Origin of the sequence: Maritalea mobilis (assembly GCF_019800885.1) — a bacterium.
Lineage (GTDB): Bacteria > Pseudomonadota > Alphaproteobacteria > Rhodobacterales > Rhodobacteraceae > Roseibacterium > Roseibacterium beibuensis.
On record NZ_JAHVKE010000001.1, the window covers coordinates 801,113 to 822,332 of the forward strand.

Genomic DNA, 21,220 nt, shown 5'->3' on the forward strand with positions numbered 1-21,220 from the left:
GGCTGCGTTTCATCCCGGCGCCATCTGCCCCGTCCGCGCCGTCTTGTCCGGTCGTCATTGCCTTGACCCCGAAGCGCGGCTTTGGGAGATGTATACAACGGGCGCGGCGCGCCTTCACCCCTTTTCGCGAAAGGCTGGCGCGATGTTGCTGCTGATCGATAATTACGACAGCTTCACCTACAATCTGGTCCATTACCTGGGCGAGTTGGGTGCCGAAATGAAGGTCGTGCGCAACGACGCGCTGAGCGTGCAGGATGCACTGGCCCTGCAGCCAGAGGCGATCGTGCTGTCGCCCGGCCCCTGTGACCCCGCGCAGGCCGGCATCTGCGTGCCGCTGACGCGCGCCGCCGCCGGGGCGGGTGTGCCGCTCTTTGGCGTCTGCCTTGGCCATCAGACGATCGGCGAGGCCTTTGGCGGCAAGGTGGTCCGCCACTCCGAGATCGTGCATGGCAAGATGGGTGAGATCCGCCACGAGGGCAAAGGCGTGTTCGCGGGCCTCCCCTCGCCGCTTCTGGCGACGCGGTATCACTCGCTGGTGGTCGAGCGCGCCAGTCTGCCCGATGAGCTTGAGATCACGGCAGAACTCGACGATGGCACGATCATGGGTCTGCGCCACAAGACGCTGCCCATCGAAGGCGTGCAGTTCCACCCCGAAAGCATCCGGTCCGAGCACGGCCACGCGATGCTGAAGACTTTCCTCGACATGGCCAAGGAGGCCGTTCCGGCATGAGCGATGCGATGAAACCCCTGATCTACGCGGCCTCCGAGGGGCCGCTGTCGCGCGCGCAGGCCGAGCATGCCTTCGAAGAACTGTTCGAAGGCCGCGCGACCCCCGCACAGATCGCTGGCCTTTTGATGTCAATGCGCGCACGGGGCGAGTCGGTCGCCGAATATGCCGCTGCTGCCGCCGTCATGCGCGCCAAATGCACCCCGGTCAAAGCGCCCGAGGGCGCGATGGACATCGTCGGCACGGGTGGCGACGGGCGCGGCACGCTGAACATCTCGACGGCGACGGCCTTTGTCGTGGCGGGGGCGGGCGTGCCCGTGGCCAAACACGGCAACCGAAATCTTAGCTCCAAATCCGGCGCGGCGGATGCCCTGACCGAGATGGGCGTAAACGTCATGGTTGGCGCAGAGGTTGTCGAACGCGCCCTTGCCGAGGCCGGGATCGGCTTCATGATGGCGCCCATGCATCACCCGGCCATGAAACACGTCATGCCCGTCCGGCAGGAGCTTGGCTGCAAGACGATCTTCAACATCCTCGGGCCGCTGACCAACCCGGCGGGCGTCAAGCGGCAGTTGACCGGGGCCTTCACCATCGACCTGATCTTTCCCATGGCCGAGACGTTGCAGGCGCTTGGGTCCGAGGCCGCTTGGCTTGTCCATGGTTCGGACGGAACGGACGAGATCTCTATCTCGGGTGCGACCTCGGTCGCCGAGTTGAAGGACGGCAAAATCACCGGCCGCGAGGTGCATCCCGAAGAGGCCGGACTGCCCGAACACCCGTTCCGCGATATCCTTGGCGGCACGCCCGCTGAGAATGCCGCCGCCTTCCGCGCCCTGCTGGATGGCGCGCCGGGGGCTTACCGCGATGCCGTTCTGTTGAATGCCGCCGCTGCGCTTTTGGTGGCAGGCAAGGCAACCGGCCTGCGCGAGGGGGCCGAGATGGCCGCTGACAGCATCGATTCCGGACGTGCCAAATCCGCGGTCGAGGCGCTGGCGCGCGTGACATCGGCCGCCTGAAATCACCTGAGACGGTGCGCCACGGCGCACCCCCCGCCCGGGCATCCGGGCCATCGTCAACGAGGGGCCGCATGAGCACCATTCTCGACAAGATCAAGGCCTACAAGCTGGAAGAGATCGCCGCCGCAAAGGCGGCGCGCCCGCGCAGCACGGTGGAAGAGGCCGCGCGCGCAGCCCCGCGCATCCGCCCCTTCGGCGACGCGCTCCGCGCGGCCTCGGCCACCGGCTATGGCCTGATCGCGGAGATCAAGAAAGCCAGCCCGTCCAAGGGTCTGATCCGCGAAGATTTCGACCCGCCCGTGCTGGCCCGGGCCTACGAGGCCGGCGGCGCGACCTGCCTGTCGGTGCTGACCGACACGCCGTCCTTCCAGGGTGCGCCGGAATACCTGAGCCGCGCGCGCGCGGCCTCCAACCTGCCCTGCCTGCGCAAGGATTTCCTTTATGACACCTACCAGGTGGCCGAGGCACGGGCCTGGGGCGCGGATTGCATCCTGATCATCATGGCGTCTGTCGAGGATGGGCAAGCCGCCGAGCTTGAAGACGCCGCGCGGCACTGGGGCATGGATGCCCTGATCGAGGTGCATGACGGGACCGAGCTGGACCGCGCGATGAAGCTGAAAAGCCCGCTTCTTGGGATCAACAACCGCAATCTCAATACGTTCGAGACGACGCTCGAAACCACGCGGACTCTGGCTGCGCGGGTGCCCGAGGATCGGATGGTGATCTCGGAATCGGGCCTGTTCACGCCCGACGATCTGGCCGAGATGGCCCGCTGCGGGGCGCGCACCTTCCTGATCGGCGAAAGCCTGATGCGGCAGGCGGATGTGACCGAGGCCACCCGCGCCCTGCTCGCCGATCCCCTGCCGGTGGAGGCGTGATGTCAGGCAAGCTCACCCATTTCGATGCCGGCGGGCAGGCGCATATGGTCGACGTGTCCGACAAGGCCGTCACGTCGCGGATCGCCGTGGCCGAATGCCATGTGCGGATGCAGCCCGAGACGCTGGCCCTCGTCACCACGGGCGATGCCAAGAAGGGCGACGTGCTGGGCGTGGCCCGTCTGGCCGGGATCATGGGGGCGAAGAAAACCGCCGAGCTGATCCCGCTCTGTCACCCCCTGCCCGTCACCAAGGTGACGGTCGACCTGACCCCGGACGCGGACCTGCCCGGCGTGCGGATCGAGGCGACCGTCAAGACCACCGGGCAAACGGGCGTCGAGATGGAGGCGCTGACCGCCGCCTCGACCGCCGCGCTGACCGTCTATGACATGCTGAAGGCTGCCGAGAAATCCATGGAAATCGGCGGCTTGCGCGTCGTGTTGAAGGATGGCGGCAAATCGGGGCGGTACGAGGCCGGGGCGCGCGCATGATCACCGTCGAGGAAGCCCTCTCTGCCTGCCTTGCGCTGACCCGCCCGTTGGAGGCCGAGACCGTGCCGCTGGCCGAAGGCGCGGGGCGCGTTCTGGCCGACCCGGTCTTCGCCAAGCGTGACCAGCCGCCCTTCGCCGCCTCGGCCATGGATGGCTACGCCGTGCGCGATATCGAGGCGATCCCCGGTCGCCGCCTGCGGGTCGTGGGCGAGGCCCCGGCTGGCCGGGCTTGGGCCGGAAGGATCGGACCGGGCGAGGCCCTACGGATCTTCACCGGCGCGCCCGTGCCCGAGGGCGCGGACCGCATCGTTATCCAGGAAGACGTGACCGTGGATGGCGATACGATCACCCTGGGAAAAACGCTGGATCACGGCCCACACTTGCGTCCCTCGGGCGCAGATTTCCGCGAAGGCGCCCGGATCGAGGCGCCGCGCCGCCTGTCACCGGCCGATATCGCCCTGGCCGCCGCGATGAACGCGCCGACCCTTTCGGTCACGCGCCGCCCCGAGGTTGCCCTGATCGCGACCGGCGACGAGCTGGTCAGCCCCGGCGAAGACCCCGGCCCCGACCAGATCATCGCCTCGAACACCTATGGCCTGAAGGCGCTGATCGAGGCCGAGGGCGGCCATGCGCGCCTCTTGCCGATCGCGCGGGACAATCGCGAGAGCCTTGAGACGGTCTTTGCACTGGCCAGCGATGCGGACCTGATCGTGACGGTGGGCGGGGCATCGGTGGGCGACCATGACCTGGTGGCCGAGGTCGCGACCGGGCTGGGCCTTGAACGCGCGTTCTACAAGATCGCGATGCGCCCCGGCAAACCGCTGATGGCGGGCCGCCTTGGCGAGGCCGCCCTGCTGGGCCTGCCCGGAAACCCGGTTTCGGCCATGGTGTGCGGGCACCTGTTCCTCGTGCCGATGCTGCGGGCCTTCCTTGGGCTGCCCGCGGGCGCGCGCCGCCGCCGTCGCGCCCGCCTGATGGCCGATCTCGACCCGAACGGGCCGCGCGAACACTACATGCGCGCCGAGGTCGTTCCCGGCGCCGACCTGCCCGAGATCACGCCCTTCGACAGGCAGGACAGTTCGCTCCTGTCGATCTTCAGCCGGGCCAACGCGCTCCTCGTCCGCCCCGTCGACGACGGGCGCAGACGCGCGGGCGAGATCGTCGAATACCTCCCCCTCGGGCCGCTCATCACCTGATCTGTTCCGATTCGTTGACACACAGCGGGAACACGTGTAGAACGCAAGGTGAACGAATGTGAGCAGGCGGGCGGTGCAACCCCGCGAGGCAAGGAGGCTGGATCATGCTGACACGCAAACAGCGCGACCTTCTGGAATTCATCCACAAGCGGGTGCAGCGCGACGGGGTGCCCCCGTCCTTCGACGAGATGAAAGAGGCGCTGGATCTGCGCTCGAAATCGGGCATTCACCGGCTGATCACCGCTTTGGAAGAACGCGGTTTCATCCGCCGCCTCGCCCACCGGGCGCGCGCGATCGAGATCGTGAAAATGCCAGAGGCGATGGAAAGCGGCGGGTTTACCCCGCGCGTGATCGATGGCGACCGCCCCGATGCGCCGCCGCCCTCAGGCGCGATGCCCGTCGCGGCCACGGCGACCGATCTGCCCGTGATGGGCCGGATCGCCGCTGGCACCCCGATCGAGGCGATCAGCGAGGTCGCGGCGCATGTCGCTGTCCCGCAACAGATGCTGAGTTCGGGCCGCAGCCACTATGCCCTCGAAGTGCGGGGCGACTCGATGATCGAAGCGGGGATCAACGACGGCGACATCGTCGTGATCGAGGAAAGCTCTGCCGTGGACAATGGCGATATCGTCGTCGCCCTCGTCGAAGGGCACGAAGCGACGCTCAAACGGTTCCGGCGCAGCGGCGGCATGATCGCCCTTGAGGCGGCCAACCCCGCCTATGAAACCCGCGTGCTGCGAGAGGACCAGGTGGCCGTTCAGGGCAAACTGGTGGGCCTGATCCGCACCTACTGATCGACCGGCCCTTACGGCCTGGATGACCACAGCCTCTGCCCCTGCCGGGCGGAGGTTGTTTCAATTGAGACATCGCCCGCCGCGATGGACAGGGTGATGGCCCCGGTTCGGCGCAGGAGTGGTGCGTCGATCACCTGGCACTGCGGCGGCAGGCCCGAGGCACGTGCCATGCCGGGCGGGTGGTTTTGCCAAACGGGCAGGATCGCGGAGGTCAGCGGCGGGTCCGCCTCTTCCGCGGGTTCGGACAGGACGATCACGTCATGGGTCGCGCAGGCCGCTACCGCATCCGGCAAGGCCCGGCGCCCCGATCCATGCCAGAGGCGCACGCCCTCCACCACCATCGACATGCCGGCCCCCTCAGGCCGCCATCCGTCGCGCGCATGGGCCGCCTCCTGATCGGCGAGATCGCCGTCATTCTCCAGCCAGATCCCCGCAACGAACCCGTCGCCCCGGGATCGGGACAGGGCCCGGCCCGCCTCTGTCATCACGCCGACCAACCGCCCGGTGTCAGAGATCAGCACCTGCGGGCGGGACGCGCCCGTCCACAGCGCAAAGGCCAGCAGCGCCGGGAAAAGGCCCAGCCAGCGCGCCCGCCCCTGCCACAGGATCACCCAAAGCGCGCCCAGGCTGATCAGGCCAAGGACGCCTGCGGGCGGCGTGACCACGGCGCGCGTCGCACCCTGCATGGCCGCGATGCGCGCGGCCACCGACAGGATCCATGTCAGCCCTGGCTCCATCACGGCAAAGGCAAGCGGCGCCCCCCCGGCTGGCCAGAGAAGCGCGGCGACGACCGCCGCCGGGATGATCAGGCTGCCCATCACCGGCACCGTCAACAGGTTCGCCGCCAGCCCGTAGACCGCGATCCGGTTGAAATGCGCGGCCGCGAAGGGCGCGGTCGCCAGCCCCGCCACGGCGGAGGAGAGCACCAGCGCCGCCACCCACCGCGCCCATTTCGGCCACGCGGTCATCCCCTCCACCCCGCGCAGCGCGTTGAATACGGCCACCAGCGCCGTCGTCGCGGCGAAGGACATCTGGAACCCCGGCGACATCAGCGTCTCGGGCCGGTGCGCCAGAACGATCAGCGCCGCGATGGCCACGGACCGGAGCGTCACCGCGCGCCGATCCAGCAGAACCGCCACGAACATCACGCCCACCTGGATGAAGGCGCGTTCGGTCGCGACGTTTCCCCCGGAAAGCGCAAGGTAAAAAGCGCCGGAAGCAAGCGCCGCGACCGCCGCCCATTTTCGGATCGGGTAGCGCAAGGCCAGTGCCGGGATCAGGGCGAGAACGGCGCGCAAGGCCGCGTAGACGAACCCGGTCAAAAGCCCCATGTGCAGACCCGAAATGGCCAGAAGATGCGCGATATTGGCGGCGCGCATGTCCTCGACCGGACTTGCTTCGAGGCCCGAACGATCGCCGGTCAGAACGGCGGCGGCGAAGGCGCCCGGCTGACCGTCGATCTGCGCACGGATGGCTGCGCTGAGCTGCATGCGGAGATGGAACAGCGGCGCCTCTCCAGGCGGGCGCGGCGCCGCCAGAAGGACCGGCGTGCGCGTGTAGCCGACCGCCCCGAGCGACAGGAACCACGCGTGACGCTGGAAATCGAAGCCACCGGGTTCGGCCGGGCCGGAGGGCGGCGAGAGATGCCCGGTCATCATGACCCGCATCCCCGGCGCCGGGTCCAGCCAGCGTTGATCGCCATGGAGCGCGACGCGGACGCGGCGCGGAACCCGCTCGGGCCGCATGTCCTCGAGGCAGACATCGGCAAGTGTCAGGCGCAACGCGTCCGAGGCGGAGCGGTCTATGCCGACGACGCGGCCTTCGATCGGCCCGTAATAGCGGAAATCGAGGACCGGACCGGCGACGGAATGGGCCCGCGCCCCGGCCAGCAACAGGCCCGCCGCAACCAGCATCAGGGCGAAGCCGAAAGGCCCGAACGCCTCGCGCCGAACGACGACGAGCGCCATGCCAAGGACGGCCACAAGGGCAGCAGCCAGGTAGGCATTGGCCGTCGGTTCGACAGGCAGGGCAAAATAGATCGCGACGCCGAGCGCCAGCGCGACGGGTGACCAGGGCATCAGCGCCCCGCGCTGGCCCTGCTGCACCGCGTTCACGGCGGCGAGGATCGGCCACGCGCGCACCCTTGCACCCCTCCATCGCAGTCGAGTAAGTCCCCCCTGTCTAGCCAAGACAAGGTTTCCAACTGGTTAACGCGGGCGCCTGGATGCGCGCCCGGAAGGGATCACATGGCCGATCACGACACCGTCGTTACCCGTTTCGCCCCCTCGCCCACCGGCTTCCTGCATATCGGCGGCGCGCGCACCGCGCTGTTCAACTGGCTCTATGCGCGCGGACGCGGCGGCAAGTTCCTGCTGCGGATCGAAGACACGGACCGCGCCCGGTCGACGCCCGAGGCGACGCAGGCCATCCTTGACGGGTTGGAATGGCTTGGGCTCGACCATGACGGGCCGGTGATCAGCCAGTTCGCGCGCCATGAGCGTCACGCGGAGGTCGCGCAGGAGATGCTGGCTGCGGGTCACGCCTACAAGTGTTTTGCGACGCAGGAGGAAATCCAGGCCTTTCGCGATGCGGCCAAGGCCGAGGGGCGCTCGACCCTGTTCCTCAGCCCGTGGCGCGACGCAGCGGAGGCGGACCATCCGGCCGGCCAGCCTTACGTGGTGCGCCTGAAGGCCCCGCGCGACGGCGAGACGGTGATCGAGGACGCGGTGCAGGGCAGCGTAACTGTGAAGAACGCACAGCTGGACGACATGGTGCTGCTGCGCTCGGACGGGACGCCGACCTACATGCTGGCCGTGGTTGTGGACGATCACGACATGGGCGTGACCCATGCCATTCGCGGCGACGACCACCTGAACAACGCGGCCCGGCAGGCGCAGATCTACCACGCAATGGGCTGGGCCGAGCCGGTCTGGGCGCATATCCCGCTGATTCACGGCCCCGACGGCAAGAAATTGTCCAAGCGTCACGGGGCCCTCGGCGTGATGGAATACGCGCAGATGGGCTACCCGCCCGCCGCGATGCGCAATTACCTCGCCCGCCTCGGCTGGTCGCATGGCGATGACGAATTGTTCACCGACGCGCAAGCGACCGAATGGTTCGACCTGTCGGGAATCGGCAAGTCTCCGGCCCGGCTCGACATGAAAAAACTTGAGAATGTCGCCGGGTGGCACATCGCGCGGATGGCGGATGATGAAATTGTAAGCGAAGTGGAGCGGTTCCTTGCGCTGACGCAGAACGAGCCGCTTTCGCAATCGCAGAAAGACGGATTGTCCGACGCGATGTTCTGCCTGAAAGAACGCGCGAAGTCCTTGCCCGATCTCATTGAAAAGGCAGAGTTTGTCCTCGCGTCACGCCCCATCGAGCCCGATGAGAAGGCCACCAAGGCGCTTGACCCTGTATCCCGTGGTATACTGCGAGAATTGACTGCGCAGTTGCAGAATGTTAGCTGGACGCGAGAGACGTTGGAGACCACGCTTAACGCCGCCGCGGACACCCACGGGGTGAAGTTCGGCAAGCTCGCAGGCCCCCTTCGGGCGGCCCTTGCGGGGCGGAGTGTCACCCCCAGCGTGTTCGACATGATGCTCGTCATCGGTCGGGACGAAACCATCGCCCGCCTGACGGACGCCGCCTCCCGCCCCGAGTGACGCGGGGGGTCGCACACTCAGCGTGGGGTCCGTGACCGGAGCGTCCGACCCCGACCCCCCTGCTTGCGGCGCAGCCCGCGGCAGTTCAGTTGGAGAAGGGACGACAATGTCAGAAAACAGAACCGCGACACTGACCATCGACGGCAACACCTACGAGATGCAGGTGCGCTCGCCCAGTGCAGGGCCGGACGTGGTCGATATCGGCAAGCTGTACGCGCAGGCGGGCGTCTTCACGCATGACCCCGGCTTTACCTCGACCTCGTCCTGCGAAAGCAAGATCACCTTCATCGACGGCGACAAGGGCGAGCTGCTGCACCGGGGCTACCCGATCGACCAGCTGGCCGAGAAATCGCATTTCCTGGAGGTCTGCTACCTGCTGCTTTACGGCGATCTGCCGAGCGCGGCCGAACTGGAAAAGTTCGAGACCACGATCACGCATCACACGATGATCCACGAGCAAATGGGCAACTTCTTCCGCGGGTTCCGCCGCGATGCCCACCCGATGGCGGTCATGGTGGGCGTGGTTGGCGCGATGTCGGCCTTCTACCACGACTCGACCGATATCAACGATCCGCGCCAGCGCGAGATCGCCTCGCATCGCCTGATCGCCAAGATGCCGACCATCGCGGCCTGGGCCTATAAATACACGATCGGCCAGCCCTTCGTTTATCCGCGCAACGATCTGGACTACGCGTCGAACTTCCTGCGCATGTGCTTTGCGGTGCCTGCCGAGGAATACAAGGTCGACCCGATCCTCAGCCGCGCGATGGACCGCATCTTCACGCTGCATGCCGACCACGAGCAGAACGCCTCGACCTCGACGGTACGTCTGGCCTCGTCTTCGGGCGCGAACCCGTTCGCTTGCATCGCGGCCGGTATCGCCTGCCTCTGGGGCCCGGCGCATGGCGGGGCGAACCAGGCCTGCCTCGAAATGCTGAAGGAAATCGGCAGCCCCGACCGCATCCCCGAGTTCATCGCACGCGCCAAGGACAAGAACGATCCGTTCCGCCTGATGGGCTTTGGGCACCGGGTCTACAAGAACCACGACCCGCGCGCGAAAGTGATGAAGGAATCGGCCGACGAGGTGCTGGACCTTCTGGGCATCGAGAACAACCCGATCCTCCAGGTCGCCAAGGAACTGGAAAAGCAGGCGCTGGAAGATCCGTATTTCGCCGAGAAGAAGCTGTTCCCCAACGTCGATTTCTACTCGGGCATCATCCTCGAGGCGATGGGCTTCCCGACCTCGATGTTCACGCCGATTTTCGCGGTCAGCCGCACCGTGGGCTGGGTCAGCCAGTGGAAGGAACAGCTGACCGATCCGGCGATGAAAATCGGTCGTCCGCGCCAGCTTTATACCGGCGAAACCTATCGCGACTATGTCGAGATCGAGAACCGCTGACAGCGCGACAGATGCAATCGAAAAGGCCGCCCCGTTTCGGGCGGCCTTTTTGTTTCAAAAGCTTATGGCGCGATCTTCAAGCGGCGGCACGCTCTGCTGCCAGGTCGCGAATCCGTCCGATCATCGCCCGCACCCCGTTCGAGCGTTGTGACGAGAGGTGCTCATCCAGACCCAGCCGCCCCAGCTCGGCCTGCGCGTCGACCTTCAGCACCTCGGCAGCCGTGAGGCCTGCGTAAAGGGCGTGCAGAATGGCGATCAGGCCGCGCACGATGATGGCGTCGCTGTCACCTTCGAAATCGAAGGTCGCATCAGCCCCCTCGCCCTCGATCCGGGGCAAGATCCAGACCTGGCTGGCGCAGCCCTCGACCTTGGTCGCGGGCACCTTCACCGCGTCATCCAGCGCGGGCATTGCCTTGCCCATCTCGATGACATGGCGGTAGCGCTCTTCCCAATCTTCGAGGAAGTCGAACGTCTCCGCGATCTCTTCGAAGGCTTCGGTCGCCATGATCTGCCCCTTTCGCTGCTACGCCCCTGAGGTAGGCGGGCTGGCCGCGACAGTCCAGTGGCGCTTTTCATCGCAGGGCCAATCGGATAGACATCGCCGCAATCGAAGCCCGGAGATTGCCCCATGCTGCGCGCCCTTGTCGTCCTGTCGCTGATCGTTTCGCTGTCGGCCTGTGGAAGCCGCCTCAACCCGATGAACTGGTTCGGGGGCGACGAGGAGGAACGCGTGCGTGTCGTCGAAGGCGAAGAGGTCACCTCCTCCGATCCGCGCCCGCTGGTGACCGAGGTCATCGCCCTCAGCGTCGAGGCTACGACATCGGGGGCCATCGCGCGCGCCACCGGGGTGGTGCCCACCCAAGGCTACTGGCAGGCTGAACTGGTGCCTGCCGGCCGCGAAGACGGCACCCTGATCTTTGAATTCCGCGCCGCCCCGCCCGACACGCCGCAACCCACCGGGAGCCCGGCCACCCGCGAAATCATCGCCGCCACCGCACTCGGGCGCGGCGACCTCGAAGGCGTGCGGTCCATCCTGGTGATCGGGCAGGCCAACCGTCGGTCGGTCACCCGCCGCTAAACCCGCCTAGACCGGAACGATCTTGACCTTCTGACCGACGGCGGACAGCGCGACCTCGCCCCGCAACAGGCGCAGGGCGTCTTCGCCGAACACCTCGCGGCGCCAGCCGGTGGCCCAGATCCCGTCATGCTCGCCATTGGCGATGTCGTCGAGATCCGAGGAGGAGGCGATCAGCTTGGCCGCCACGCCGGCCTCTTCCGCCTTGGCTTTCAGAAGGACGCGCAACAGGTCGGCAAGGGCCGGGTTGAGGCCCGATCGGTCACGCGCCTTGGGCAGTTTCGGCATGTCCTCAGGCTTCATCTCCAGCCCGCGCTTGACGGCGGCGACCAGCCCCTCGGCAATCGCCCCCTTGCGCGCATCGCGCAGCAGCAGGCGGGATTTCGACAGGTCCTGCACCGATCTCGGCTTGGTCGAGGCCAGTTCCATCAGCGCATCATCCTTGAGGATGCGGTTGCGCGGAATGTTCTTTTCCTGCGCGGTCCGCTCCCGATAGGCGGCCAGTTCCTTGGCGACGGCCAAGAGTTTCGGAGAGGAGGAGCGTAGTCTCAGACGCTTCCACGCGTTCTCCGGCTCCACCACGTAATTCTCGGCATCGGTCAGGCTGGCCAGTTCCTCTTCCAGCCAATGGGTACGGCCGGATGTCTTGAGGCGGTCGGACAGGTATTCATAGATCTGGCGCAGGTGGGTCACATCGGCCAGCGCATAGGTTTTCTGCGCATCGCTGAGCGGGCGGCGCGACCAGTCGGTAAAGCGGGACGACTTGTCGAGGCTCGCCTTGGCGATCTTGCGCACCAGTGTCTCGTAGCCGACCTGGTCACCGAAACCGCAGACCATCGCCGCGACCTGCGTATCGAAAAGCGGCGCGGGCACCACATCGCCCTCGACATGGAAAATCTCGAGGTCCTGCCGCGCGGCGTGAAACACCTTTACGACGCTGGGGTTGCGAAACAGCTCGTAAAGCGGGGCAAGATCCATGCCGTCGGCCAGCGGGTCCACCAGAACCGCATCGCTGTCATCCTCGCCCGGCAGGGCCAGTTGCACGAGGCACAGCTGCGCGAAATAGGTGCGTTCGCGCAGGAACTCGGTATCGACGGTGACGTAGGGGGCGTGGGCGGCGCGGGCGCAAAAGGCGGCCAGCGCGTCGGTGGTGGTCAGGGTCTCAGGCACGGGTCATCCGTTCATGGCACATCTTGGCATCTCGCGGTGATAGGCGAGCGGTCGAGGAAAGAAAAGAGAGGGTGCGCCCTAGCCCGCCGGTTCCGGCAGGAAGATCGGGCGGCGATCCCCGGCAGCGAAGCGGCGCAGCACGGCGGGATAGAGCAGATGTTCCTGTTCCAGCACTCGGGCGGCGAGGTCGTCGGGCGTGTCACCGGGCAGGATCGGCACCCGCGCCTGCCCGAGGATGGGGCCATCATCGAGCGCCGGCGTCACCTCGTGCACCGTGCATCCCGCCTCGGCATCGCCCGCCTCGATCGCGCGGGCATGGGTATGCAGCCCGCGATATTTCGGCAGGAGCGAGGGGTGAATGTTCAGCATCCTTCCCTGCCACTGGCTGACGAAACCTTCGGTCAGAACCCGCATGAACCCGGCAAGGCAAAGGATGTCAGGGGCGTGCGGGGTAATGGCCTCGGACAGCGCTGCCTCGAAGGCCGCGCGATCCTTGCCGAAGGGGCGATGATCGACGGCCGCTGTCGGGATACCCATTTCGGCGGCTTTCGTCAGGCCACCGGCCTCCGGGTCATTGGCAAGGACAAGGCAGGGACGCGCCGGGTGATCCCCGGTCATGGAGCGCGCAAGGGCCACCATGTTGGACCCGCCGCCGGAAATCAGGATCGCGACGCGTTTCGTCACGAAAGCGCCCCGGAGTAGCGCACGCCCTGCCCGGCAACCACCTGCCCGATCCGGCAGACCGTTTCGCCCTCGGAGGACAGGAGGTCTGCGACCGCATCGGCGCGGTCGGCGGCAACGCTCAGAACCATGCCGATCCCGGCATTGAAGGTCTTGAGCAGTTCCGGCGTTTCCAGCGCGCCTTCGGCGGCCAGCCATGCGAAAACCGGCGGCAAGGTCCAGGAGGACAGGTCGATCTCGGCCCCCAGCCCCTCGGGCAGAACACGGGGCAGGTTCTCGGTCAGGCCGCCGCCGGTGATGTGAGCCAGCGCATGCACACCGCCCGCGCGAACGGCTGCAAGGACCGGCTTCACGTAAAGCCGCGTGGGCGTCAGAAGGGCTGTGCCGAGGCTTTGCTCCGAAGCGAAAGGGGCCGGCGCCTGCCAATCGAGGCCGGAGCGGTCCACCACCTTGCGCACCAGCGAATAGCCGTTCGAATGCACCCCGTCCGAGGCCAGCCCCAGAAGCACGTCGCCCTCGGCCACACCAGCCGGCAGGCCCTGTCCGCGCTCCATCGCGCCCACGGCAAAGCCCGCAAGGTCGAAATCCCCCGGCGCATACATGCCCGGCATCTCGGCCGTCTCCCCACCGATCAGGGCGCAGCCAGACAGGCGACACCCCTCGGCGATGCCGGTCACGATCCGGGCCGCGGCCCCAACCTCCAGCTTGCCGGTCGCGAAATAGTCGAGGAAGAACAGCGGTTCCGCCCCCTGGCAGACGAGGTCGTTGACGCACATCGCGACAAGGTCGATCCCGATCGTGTCGAAGGCCTCGGTCTCGATTGCGATCTTGAGCTTGGTGCCCACGCCGTCGGTCGCGGCGACCAGCACCGGATCGCCGTAGCCTGCGGCCTTGAGGTCGAAGAGCGCCCCGAACCCGCCAAGCCCATCGACCACGCCGGGCCGCCGTGTCGCCGCTGCGGCGGGCTTGATGGCATCGACCAACGCGTTGCCTGCATCGATATCGACCCCTGCCTCGGCATAGGTCAGGCCCGGTTTGCGATCGCCCATGTCAGCGCCTCCATATTTCCTGGCAGGCCCCTAGCAGGGCCTTGCGCGTTCGTCCATGCGGCGTGGGACCCTGCCCCAATTTCGACACAATTCTCGTCGATTCTTTCACGAAAAGAAAACAATCGAGGCAGGCAGCATGGCGAACTCCGCGGGAGTCGAAGTATTTTTCGTGGTCGATGGTCCGCGTCTGGAGGCTCAGGCCTGCCTGTTGGCCCCGACGCTCAAGGCGCATCTCGATGCGCGCAGCCAGCGCGCGGTGTCCTATGTCCGCAGCGACTATATCGACAAGATCAATCCCCTGACCGCCGAGGTTCTGGAGCGCTCGGGCATTTCCCTGCGCGAGATCCCGCACACCCATCTCGGGCACCTGCCGTGGTCAGCGCCCTACCCGCAAGGAAACAAGCTATTGGCGGCTGCGGATGAGCGGGACTGCGAGATCTCGGTCTTCATGGATACCGACATGGTTCTGGCGCGGCCCGTGGATTTCGCAAGGGAGCTTGGGCGGGCTCAGATCGCGGCCAGCGTCTCGGACTATGCAAGCCCCGGCACCGACGCGGACAGCTGGCGGGCGCATTACGCCCTTTTCGGCCTTGACCTGCCCGAGCAGCGTGTCCGGTTGCGCGGCGGCCGCCGCCTGACCACCCTGCCCTATTTCAACGCGGGACTGGTCATCTTCCGCGAGGCCGATGCGAATGGCGATCCGACGGGGATCGGGCGCAGCTGGCTTGATGCGTCCCTGTTGCTGGAGAAGGCCGGAGACGCCGTGGCGGACCGCACCTTTATCGATCAACTGGCCCTACCGATCCTGGGCTACAAGATCGAAGCTCCGGTCAAGAAGCTGGCGCAACGGATGAACTTCAACATCCAGGCCTTCGGCGCCGCACCTGCGAGCGCCGCCGACATCGTACACTACCACAATATCGGGGTTCTCTGGCAGCACGCCGACCACGCCCGCAATGCGCTTGCGGAGTTGCATGCCCTGATCGGGCCCGATGGCATCGAGCAGTTCGCGCAGACCTTTTTCCCGCACATCAAGCGCAAGCGGATGAAGCAGTATCTGCCGGAATTCGCCAACCCGCTCCCGCGTCGCGAGGCCGCCTGACCTCTGGCACGGTCACGGCGTCCGGTTGCCCCCGTTTCCCGGCGCGGAGGCACCGGCCGCCCGCTTGCCGATGGACAGGAACAGCGCCAGCATCAGCCCGGTCGATGCGGCCAGGAAGAAGGTATTCCCAAGCCCCTGCGGCTCGGACAGCATCTGCCGCACCTCTGGGATGAGCACGGCGGGCACCACGACGTTCAGCACAAGGTACGGCCCGATCATCACGCCCCAGACAGCCGCCCAGTCTTTCAACGACAGAAGCCGGTCGGCCGTCCGTGCTGCGCGCATGCCGATATCCACGGCCGGAACCGAGGCAAGGATCACGCCCGCGGCCAGCGAGTTCGGCAGCCCCGCGAAAGCCACCAGTGCCGCGAAGACCAGCCGCAAACCGACGAGCCAAACGAGGTAGCGAAGACCAAGAGATGTCAGAGACGGCATGCAGTCACCGGGGGTTCGGAACAGTCCTGACACCGGGAATAGGCCACGGGCCGCATGCGGGCAAGCGCGCGATCCAGCACATGGCTTGACGGGCGTGGGCGGTCTGCTAAGCGTCTGGCTGGCGGGCCTGTAGCTCAATTGGTTAGAGCAGGGCGCTCATAACGCCTTGGTTGGGGGTTCAAGTCCCTCCGGGCCTACCATGGGCGCACGGCGCCCCTGCCCGCCCCGTCGCCCCGCTACCGCGGCAGCACCAGATCGACCCGCAAGCCCCCCAGACGCGCGCTTTCGCCCAGTCGCAAGGTTCCACCGTGACGCCGGGCGATGTCGGTCGCGATGGCAAGACCGAGGCCCACGCCCGTACCGCGGTCCTGGTTGCGGGCTGAATCGAGCCGTGTGAAGGGCCGGACGGCCGCCGCGCGATCCTCGGGCGGGATGCCGGGCCCGTCATCTTCTATGGTAAAGCGCAGGGCTCCCTCCAGCAGTGTCAGGGAGAGTACCGCCCTGTCCCCGTATCTCAGTGCGTTTCCGATCAGGTTGGTCAGGGCGCGATGCACCGCATCCGGGCGCATCAAGACCTGATCGCCGCGTTCGGGTCCATCGTAGGTGACCTGCCCCCCTGCCCGCTTTGCATTGTCCACCACCCGGTTGGCCAGCGCGACGACATCCGTCTCGACCGGATCATCCAGGGCCTCGCCTCGCGCGAAATCGAGGAAAGTGTTGAGAAGGACCTCCATCTCCTCGACATCGCGAATGAGATCGGCTGCGCCCTGCTCGTCCTCCATCATGCTCAGCCCGAGACGCATCCGGGTCAGCGGCGTGCGCAGATCGTGGCTGACCCCTGACAGCATCAGCGTGCGCTGTTCGATCTGGTTCTCGATCCGGTTGCGCATGTCGAGAAAGGCGCGCCCCGCGCTGCGCACCTCGGTCGCGCCCGCCGGTCGGTACTCGACCCGCCGCCCCTTGCCGAAGGCCTCGGCCGCCTTGGCCAGACGCCGGATCGGGCGCAGCTGGTTGCGCAGGAAGAGATAGGCCAGGGCCGTCATGAAAATGCCGGTGAACCCCATGATCACGAGAAGCTGGTGCGGGTTGGACGCCGAGACACGCCGGCGGCTGACGGTCATGTCCATGGCCGGGTGCCCTGCCCCCGCAGCGACCGAGATCGTCGCGTCATCGTCGATATTGACGAGATCGACAGCCGTGACGCCCGGCACGTTCGACCGCATCACGTCGATCATCACCACACCAGAGAGGTCGTAGAACAGCCGACGGTCCCCTGGCTCTGACTGCGGCGGGATGGTCAATTCGATCTCAAGCGCCTCGGCCGTCGCACGCCCGGCGGCGTCGCCGCCCGAGGCAAAACGCTCCAGCACCAGGTTCATGTCCAAAGCCAATGCCCGGGCCATCTGTTCGGTGACATTCTCGTAATGGCGTTGAATGAAGACCGACGACACGACAAGCTGCACCCCGAGAACGGGGACGACCAGGATCAGCGCCGCCCGGCCATAAAGACCGCGGGGCAGGAAACGCTTGATCCAGGAGAAGGGCGACATGACGGCATCTAAACGCGCGACCGATGCGATGGAAAGGGGCAGACCGATGCGGCTGGAGGACGATTTGCGACTGATCCTCGCCCCCAACCCCTCGCCGATGACCTTCAAGGGCACGAACACCTACCTCCTCGGGACCGGAGAGGTGGCGGTGATCGACCCAGGCCCTGCCCTGCCCGAGCATCTGGAGGCCATCCTCGGCGCCCTTGACGAGGGAGAGCGCATTTCCACCATCCTCGTCACCCATTCGCACAAGGATCATTCCGGCCTTGCCCGCGATCTTGCTCGCGCCACGGGCGCCCCGATTCTTGCAGCCGGTCCCTCGGATTGGGGGCGGCGAGCGATCATGAAGGAACTCGCCAGGACCGGAGAGATCGGCGGTGGCGAAGGTGTCGATCCCGATTTTACACCGGACGATTTTATCCGCGAGGGCGCGACTGTCGTTGGGCGTTGGGGCAAGATCGACGTGCTGGAAACGCCGGGCCACATGGCGAACCACCTTAGTTTCGCGTGGAACGGCGCCCTGTTCTCGGGGGACCTGATCATGGGGTGGTCCACCTCGCTCGTGTCGCCGCCCGATGGCGACATGACGGCCTTCATGGACTCGGTCTCTCGGCTGGCCGCGCGCGATGACCGCATCTACTACCCCGGCCATGGCGATCCGGTGCCCCGGCCCCAGGACCGCGCACAAGAGTTGCTGGCCCACCGGCGCAACCGCGAAACCCAGATCCACGCGGCGCTGTCGGAGCTTGAAACGGCCGATGCCACCACGCTCGCGCGCCGCATCTACGACGATATCGCCCCCGAGCTGATCCCGGCCGCCGCCCGCAATGTCCTGGCTCATCTCATTGATATGCTTGAACAAACGGAGGTCGAGGCGCTCGACCCTCCGCACCCGGGCATGCGCTTTCGCATTGCCCGGGCGTAACAGTCATTTTTTCTCGCCAACCCCTCTGGACGGGCAAAAACTGTCTTGCTATACGCACCGCCAGTTCCGGCGTAGCTCAGCGGTAGAGCAGTTGACTGTTAATCAATTGGTCGTAGGTTCGATCCCTACCGCCGGAGCCAAAAATCAAGCAAGCGACTGAAATCTAAGGATTTCCGAGATCCGGAATCGGAGCTCGTTCGATGAGGTGCACATTGTGTGCACCCGGCAGTGCACAACCTGTGCACAGGAGGGCATGTCCATGCCCCGGAATCGGCGCCTGCCGCCCCATCTCGAAACCCGCCGGACCGGCTATTACTGGCGCAGACGCCTTCCCCGCTCCCTGAGAGGCTGCGGCGAGACCGTCGACGACAGCTCTGGGAAAAAACCCTGCCCCGCATCGAAAAAGATGTTCCTGTGTTTTTCCCTTCGCACCCATGTCCCGGCCGACGCGAAGACCCTGGCCCGCCGCCTCACCGAGATGAGCGACCTCGTCTTCGCCGCAGGTGCGGAGACCACGATGGCGATTGCGGCCGACATTCAAGCGACGTTGCTCGAAACCCTCGCCCGCTTCGAGATCGAGGCCTTCGAGCGTGCGCGGGCGGCCGCCGGATGGCGCAGCCCCGAGGTGGCCGCGATGGACCTTCAGCGGGAAGAGGCCCTCCAGGCGACCTTGCGCCAGGCGCTCTATCTTGGCGACCGGGAAGTGGCGCAGCGCCCGCTGCGGCATGTGGCGGAGCGTCTTGGGGTCAAGCTGGACGAGGCGGACGAGGACTGGCCTGCCCTCGCCTACGAGGCGACGAAGGTTCTGCTCGACGTAAGCCAGGAGCGGACCCGCCGCCAGCAAGGCCACTATGACCAGCCAACCGTGTTTTTCCGCCGTGCAATCCACACGGCGGACCCGGCCTCCGTGCCGCACCGCGTGATGGCTGCACCGCCCATGTATACGCCCGCCGCATTCGCGACCGAGCAAGCCCCGGCGGCGCAAGCGGCGCCGGCTCCGACCATGTTTGAGACGGAAACCTGCGGGGCGCCGCCGGTCGCGCACCCAGCGGCTCCGCAGCCGCGTGTGTCTCCATCGCAACACGCCACGCCATCGCGGCCCGCACCATCCGTTGGCGCGCCGGTTCCGCGCCCCACCACATCCGCGGCCAGGGTGGTTGTGCCGGCTGGGCTCGACCGCCCCGAAGGATACGATGACGCGCGCTGGCAGGAGGCGCGCGTCGCAGCCCGCCCGCCGCGGATCCTGGTCGATCGGACGCTGCTGTCGGAGGCGTCGCGGGCGGCTTTGGACAAGCCTCGCGGCATCACCACGTCGGAGGCGATCGAGCTTTATTTCGAGCTGCTCAGCTGGGGCTACCGCCCGCCGTTCGACAATCACCAAAAGCGACGGAAAGTGTCAGACGACCTGAAGAACGCGATGCTCGAAGATCGACTTGGTCAGAACTACCTCGGCAAGTACCGCCTCGCCAAAGACTTCTGGCCAGCCATTTTTGGCGATGATCCTGTCGATGAAATCGCGGTTGATGATGTCAACGATGGCCTCGAGCGCTTTTGGGGCGTGCCGGCCCACCATGGTCGATCCGAAAAGGATCGCGGCAAATACAGCCTGATCGAGTTGATCGAAAAAGCTGATGCAAAGGATGCCCAACTCGAGCGAGACATCGAGACTGCGGTCGCCCGCGGTGCCAGTGCGGAGGAGATCGACAAATTGCGCCTTGCAAGACACACGCCGCGCATCTCGATTACGACCTACATCAACCATGGTCGCGTCTTGGGCAACGTCGGTCGGATGCTCATGGACATGCAGCTTGTCGATCAAAACCCCTTCGCTGTCTGCAATTGGACGAACCAGGACGTGAGGGAGTTGAAAAGCACCGAGGGCGGACGCAAACGCCAGGCGTGGGACGATCGGATCAACGCGCTATGGAACTCCCGCATTTACCAGGAGCCCCTCAAGGATATCGGCGAACCGCTGTTCTGGGCACCGCTCATCGCGCGGCACCAGGGGATGAGGATGGAAGAAATCCTGCAGCTTGGACCGGATGATTTCGGAACCGACAATGGAATTCCCTATTTGAGCATTCGCCATACCATCATCAATGGCGTCAAGACCCTCAGCAGCGCGCGGACCCTGCCGATCCATCCGCATCTGATTGACCTTGGACTTCTGAAACTGGTCGCTTTGCGCAGGGAAAAAGGCCATATCCGGCTGTTCCCATCCATCACTCGGGGGAAGCAGAAAGGCACGTTCTCCGCGAATTTTACAAAGAAGTTCCAATACTATCGCAAGACCAATGATTGCTACTGGCCGGGCCTCGATTTCCACGCCTTGCGTACGACTTTTCACCATGACCTTCTGGGGGATGATAAATCGGACGCCATTCGGTGTCGCCTCATGGGGCACACCTACACCGACGAAGGCGACCGCTCCTACGGGCAAAATCTTGGGATCAAGACGCTCGCGGAGCGGATGAAATCCGTTGATGTTGACATTTCGATGATCAGGCGGCCCTTCGACACCCCAGGCGCGGTCGTCAATGCCCGCGCGAAGGAGCACGGGCTCCGGGTCGTCGGATAGGCACAAGGTCATCTGCGGTCAGAAGGATGGTCACCGGGTCCCTCCAGTCCGGTGCAATGCCGAGACATCGCGCTGCCCCCAGGACAGCATCCTGATGACAGTGTCGGACAGGAGGAAAACGTACTCCTGTGTGATCATCGCGGTGCTGCCGGCGGTCAAGACGACTGCCTTGCCGTGTCGGAGTCCAACAGATCTGCGGGGTGAAGTCCAGAATTGGAGAAGATCGCGGCGGCTTTATCACCCATCCGCCGGCACAGGGTCACCGAGACAATTCGCCTGAACATGCCTGTGTTGTCGACACGGACAGCGTCGCACAGGCGCCCAAGCCGACATGACGGATTGAAAGCGGGTTGCCGACCGAGGCGTCCATCCGCCATGTGTCGGAAAAAGTTCGAAGACCGTCATCGTACTGATTGTCGGAAGCATTTGCGGTGTTCCGGGGCCGTCAGCAGGAGGCGCCGGCTGTTTATTGACACGGGCGCTGATAGCGCC

General features: G+C 66.0%; 19 protein-coding genes and 2 tRNA genes. 14 read left to right on the plus strand and 7 right to left on the minus strand.

Features of this window, described 5'->3' with window-relative positions; all coding sequences use genetic code 11:
* Window positions 1-142: 142 nt before the first annotated feature.
* The 6 genes from KUV65_RS03955 (at window position 143) to lexA (ending at window position 5,099) form a co-directional block, all read left to right on the plus strand.
* On the plus strand, window positions 143-730 hold the full coding sequence (locus KUV65_RS03955; protein ID WP_222187734.1) for an anthranilate synthase component II: 588 nt from the start codon (window positions 143-145) through the stop codon (window positions 728-730).
* Window positions 727-1,743 carry an anthranilate phosphoribosyltransferase gene (gene trpD / locus KUV65_RS03960; RefSeq protein WP_222187735.1) on the plus strand — a complete coding sequence of 339 codons (1,017 nt, stop codon included), beginning with the start codon at window positions 727-729 and terminating at the stop codon, window positions 1,741-1,743. Before KUV65_RS03955 ends, trpD begins: the two co-directional genes overlap by 4 nt.
* Window positions 1,744-1,814: 71 nt before the next feature.
* On the plus strand, window positions 1,815-2,621 hold the full coding sequence (gene trpC, locus KUV65_RS03965) for an indole-3-glycerol phosphate synthase TrpC (RefSeq protein ID WP_222187736.1): 807 nt from the start codon (window positions 1,815-1,817) through the stop codon (window positions 2,619-2,621).
* Complete coding sequence (gene moaC / locus KUV65_RS03970; protein ID WP_222187737.1) at window positions 2,621-3,109, plus strand: cyclic pyranopterin monophosphate synthase MoaC; 489 nt, start codon at window positions 2,621-2,623, stop codon at window positions 3,107-3,109. Before trpC ends, moaC begins: the two co-directional genes overlap by 1 nt.
* Complete coding sequence (locus tag KUV65_RS03975) at window positions 3,106-4,305, plus strand: molybdopterin molybdotransferase MoeA (protein WP_222187738.1); 1,200 nt, start codon at window positions 3,106-3,108, stop codon at window positions 4,303-4,305. The genes moaC and KUV65_RS03975 overlap by 4 nt, the downstream gene beginning before the upstream one ends.
* Window positions 4,306-4,409: 104 nt before the next feature.
* Window positions 4,410-5,099, plus strand: coding sequence for a transcriptional repressor LexA (lexA, locus tag KUV65_RS03980; RefSeq protein ID WP_222187739.1), 690 nt, complete (start codon window positions 4,410-4,412; stop codon window positions 5,097-5,099).
* A gap of 11 nt (window positions 5,100-5,110) precedes the next feature.
* On the opposite strand, the gene KUV65_RS03985 is transcribed toward lexA, so the two are convergent.
* Window positions 5,111-7,240, minus strand: coding sequence for a ComEC/Rec2 family competence protein (locus KUV65_RS03985; RefSeq protein ID WP_222187740.1), 2,130 nt, complete (start codon window positions 7,238-7,240; stop codon window positions 5,111-5,113).
* Between the two features lie 105 nt (window positions 7,241-7,345).
* Between KUV65_RS03985 and gltX the strand changes: the two genes are divergently transcribed.
* Window positions 7,346-8,764, plus strand: a complete 1,419-nt coding sequence (gene gltX, locus KUV65_RS03990) for a glutamate--tRNA ligase (protein ID WP_222187741.1) — start codon at window positions 7,346-7,348, stop codon at window positions 8,762-8,764.
* Window positions 8,765-8,870: 106 nt separating this feature from the next.
* Entirely contained in the window at window positions 8,871-10,163 is a 1,293-nt protein-coding gene (gene gltA, locus KUV65_RS03995) for a citrate synthase (RefSeq protein WP_222187743.1), read from the plus strand.
* Window positions 10,164-10,239: 76 nt separating this feature from the next.
* Here gltA and KUV65_RS04000 read toward each other — a convergent pair whose 3' ends face one another.
* Window positions 10,240-10,668 (minus strand): SufE family protein, encoded by a 429-nt coding sequence (locus KUV65_RS04000; protein WP_222187744.1) that lies wholly within the window; start codon window positions 10,666-10,668, stop codon window positions 10,240-10,242.
* A gap of 123 nt (window positions 10,669-10,791) precedes the next feature.
* On the opposite strand from KUV65_RS04000, the gene KUV65_RS04005 reads away from it, so the two are divergent.
* Entirely contained in the window at window positions 10,792-11,241 is a 450-nt protein-coding gene (locus KUV65_RS04005; RefSeq protein ID WP_222187745.1) for a hypothetical protein, read from the plus strand.
* Window positions 11,242-11,247: 6 nt separating this feature from the next.
* Here KUV65_RS04005 and rnd read toward each other — a convergent pair whose 3' ends face one another.
* From rnd to purM, 3 genes are all read right to left on the minus strand, one after another.
* Window positions 11,248-12,408, minus strand: a complete 1,161-nt coding sequence (rnd, locus tag KUV65_RS04010) for a ribonuclease D (RefSeq protein WP_222187746.1) — start codon at window positions 12,406-12,408, stop codon at window positions 11,248-11,250.
* Window positions 12,409-12,486: 78 nt separating this feature from the next.
* On the minus strand, window positions 12,487-13,092 hold the full coding sequence (gene purN / locus KUV65_RS04015; RefSeq protein ID WP_308124507.1) for a phosphoribosylglycinamide formyltransferase: 606 nt from the start codon (window positions 13,090-13,092) through the stop codon (window positions 12,487-12,489).
* Window positions 13,089-14,138, minus strand: a complete 1,050-nt coding sequence (gene purM / locus KUV65_RS04020; RefSeq protein ID WP_222187747.1) for a phosphoribosylformylglycinamidine cyclo-ligase — start codon at window positions 14,136-14,138, stop codon at window positions 13,089-13,091. The genes purN and purM overlap by 4 nt, the downstream gene beginning before the upstream one ends.
* Before the next feature lie 136 nt (window positions 14,139-14,274).
* On the opposite strand from purM, the gene KUV65_RS04025 reads away from it, so the two are divergent.
* Window positions 14,275-15,240, plus strand: a complete 966-nt coding sequence (locus KUV65_RS04025; protein WP_222187748.1) for a hypothetical protein — start codon at window positions 14,275-14,277, stop codon at window positions 15,238-15,240.
* A gap of 12 nt (window positions 15,241-15,252) precedes the next feature.
* On the opposite strand, the gene KUV65_RS04030 is transcribed toward KUV65_RS04025, so the two are convergent.
* A complete protein-coding gene (locus KUV65_RS04030; RefSeq protein ID WP_222187749.1) occupies window positions 15,253-15,675 on the minus strand; it encodes a hypothetical protein in 423 nt (140 codons plus the stop codon).
* Window positions 15,676-15,798: 123 nt separating this feature from the next.
* On the opposite strand from KUV65_RS04030, the gene KUV65_RS04035 reads away from it, so the two are divergent.
* Window positions 15,799-15,875 (plus strand) — tRNA-Ile (locus KUV65_RS04035).
* 36 nt (window positions 15,876-15,911) lie between these two features.
* Here KUV65_RS04035 and KUV65_RS04040 read toward each other — a convergent pair.
* The gene (locus tag KUV65_RS04040) at window positions 15,912-17,225 is read right to left on the minus strand and encodes an ATP-binding protein (protein WP_222187750.1); all 1,314 of its coding nucleotides are present in this window, start codon (window positions 17,223-17,225) and stop codon (window positions 15,912-15,914) included.
* Here KUV65_RS04040 and KUV65_RS04045 point away from each other — a divergent pair.
* From KUV65_RS04045 to KUV65_RS04055, 3 genes are all read left to right on the plus strand, one after another.
* Window positions 17,224-18,150: an MBL fold metallo-hydrolase gene (locus KUV65_RS04045; protein WP_222187751.1), complete on the plus strand. Its 927-nt coding sequence runs from the start codon at window positions 17,224-17,226 to the stop codon at window positions 18,148-18,150. The two genes, KUV65_RS04040 and KUV65_RS04045, sit on opposite strands and share 2 nt — an antisense overlap.
* Window positions 18,151-18,215: 65 nt before the next feature.
* Window positions 18,216-18,290: transfer RNA gene (locus tag KUV65_RS04050), tRNA-Asn, on the plus strand.
* Between the two features lie 119 nt (window positions 18,291-18,409).
* A complete protein-coding gene (locus KUV65_RS04055) occupies window positions 18,410-20,728 on the plus strand; it encodes a DUF6538 domain-containing protein (protein WP_222187753.1) in 2,319 nt (772 codons plus the stop codon).
* The last annotated feature ends 492 nt before the right edge of the window (window positions 20,729-21,220 follow it).

Excerpts from the sequence above, each read along its gene's own strand:
- KUV65_RS04030 (WP_222187749.1), bottom strand. The coding sequence starts at position 15,675 with ATGCCGTCTCTGACATCTCTTGGTCTTCGCTACCTCGTTTGGCTCGTC.
- KUV65_RS04025 (WP_222187748.1), top strand. The coding sequence starts at position 14,275 with ATGGCGAACTCCGCGGGAGTCGAAGTATTTTTCGTGGTCGATGGTCCG.
- KUV65_RS04055 (WP_222187753.1), top strand. The coding sequence starts at position 18,410 with ATGCCCCGGAATCGGCGCCTGCCGCCCCATCTCGAAACCCGCCGGACC.
- trpC (WP_222187736.1), top strand. The coding sequence starts at position 1,815 with ATGAGCACCATTCTCGACAAGATCAAGGCCTACAAGCTGGAAGAGATC.
- gltX (WP_222187741.1), top strand. The coding sequence starts at position 7,346 with ATGGCCGATCACGACACCGTCGTTACCCGTTTCGCCCCCTCGCCCACC.
- KUV65_RS04000 (WP_222187744.1), bottom strand. The coding sequence starts at position 10,668 with ATGGCGACCGAAGCCTTCGAAGAGATCGCGGAGACGTTCGACTTCCTC.
- KUV65_RS03955 (WP_222187734.1), top strand. The coding sequence starts at position 143 with ATGTTGCTGCTGATCGATAATTACGACAGCTTCACCTACAATCTGGTC.
- gltA (WP_222187743.1), top strand. The coding sequence starts at position 8,871 with ATGTCAGAAAACAGAACCGCGACACTGACCATCGACGGCAACACCTAC.
- trpD (WP_222187735.1), top strand. The coding sequence starts at position 727 with ATGAGCGATGCGATGAAACCCCTGATCTACGCGGCCTCCGAGGGGCCG.
- purM (WP_222187747.1), bottom strand. The coding sequence starts at position 14,138 with ATGGGCGATCGCAAACCGGGCCTGACCTATGCCGAGGCAGGGGTCGAT.
- lexA (WP_222187739.1), top strand. The coding sequence starts at position 4,410 with ATGCTGACACGCAAACAGCGCGACCTTCTGGAATTCATCCACAAGCGG.
- KUV65_RS03975 (WP_222187738.1), top strand. The coding sequence starts at position 3,106 with ATGATCACCGTCGAGGAAGCCCTCTCTGCCTGCCTTGCGCTGACCCGC.
- KUV65_RS04040 (WP_222187750.1), bottom strand. The coding sequence starts at position 17,225 with ATGTCGCCCTTCTCCTGGATCAAGCGTTTCCTGCCCCGCGGTCTTTAT.
- KUV65_RS04045 (WP_222187751.1), top strand. The coding sequence starts at position 17,224 with ATGACGGCATCTAAACGCGCGACCGATGCGATGGAAAGGGGCAGACCG.
- KUV65_RS04005 (WP_222187745.1), top strand. The coding sequence starts at position 10,792 with ATGCTGCGCGCCCTTGTCGTCCTGTCGCTGATCGTTTCGCTGTCGGCC.
- moaC (WP_222187737.1), top strand. The coding sequence starts at position 2,621 with ATGTCAGGCAAGCTCACCCATTTCGATGCCGGCGGGCAGGCGCATATG.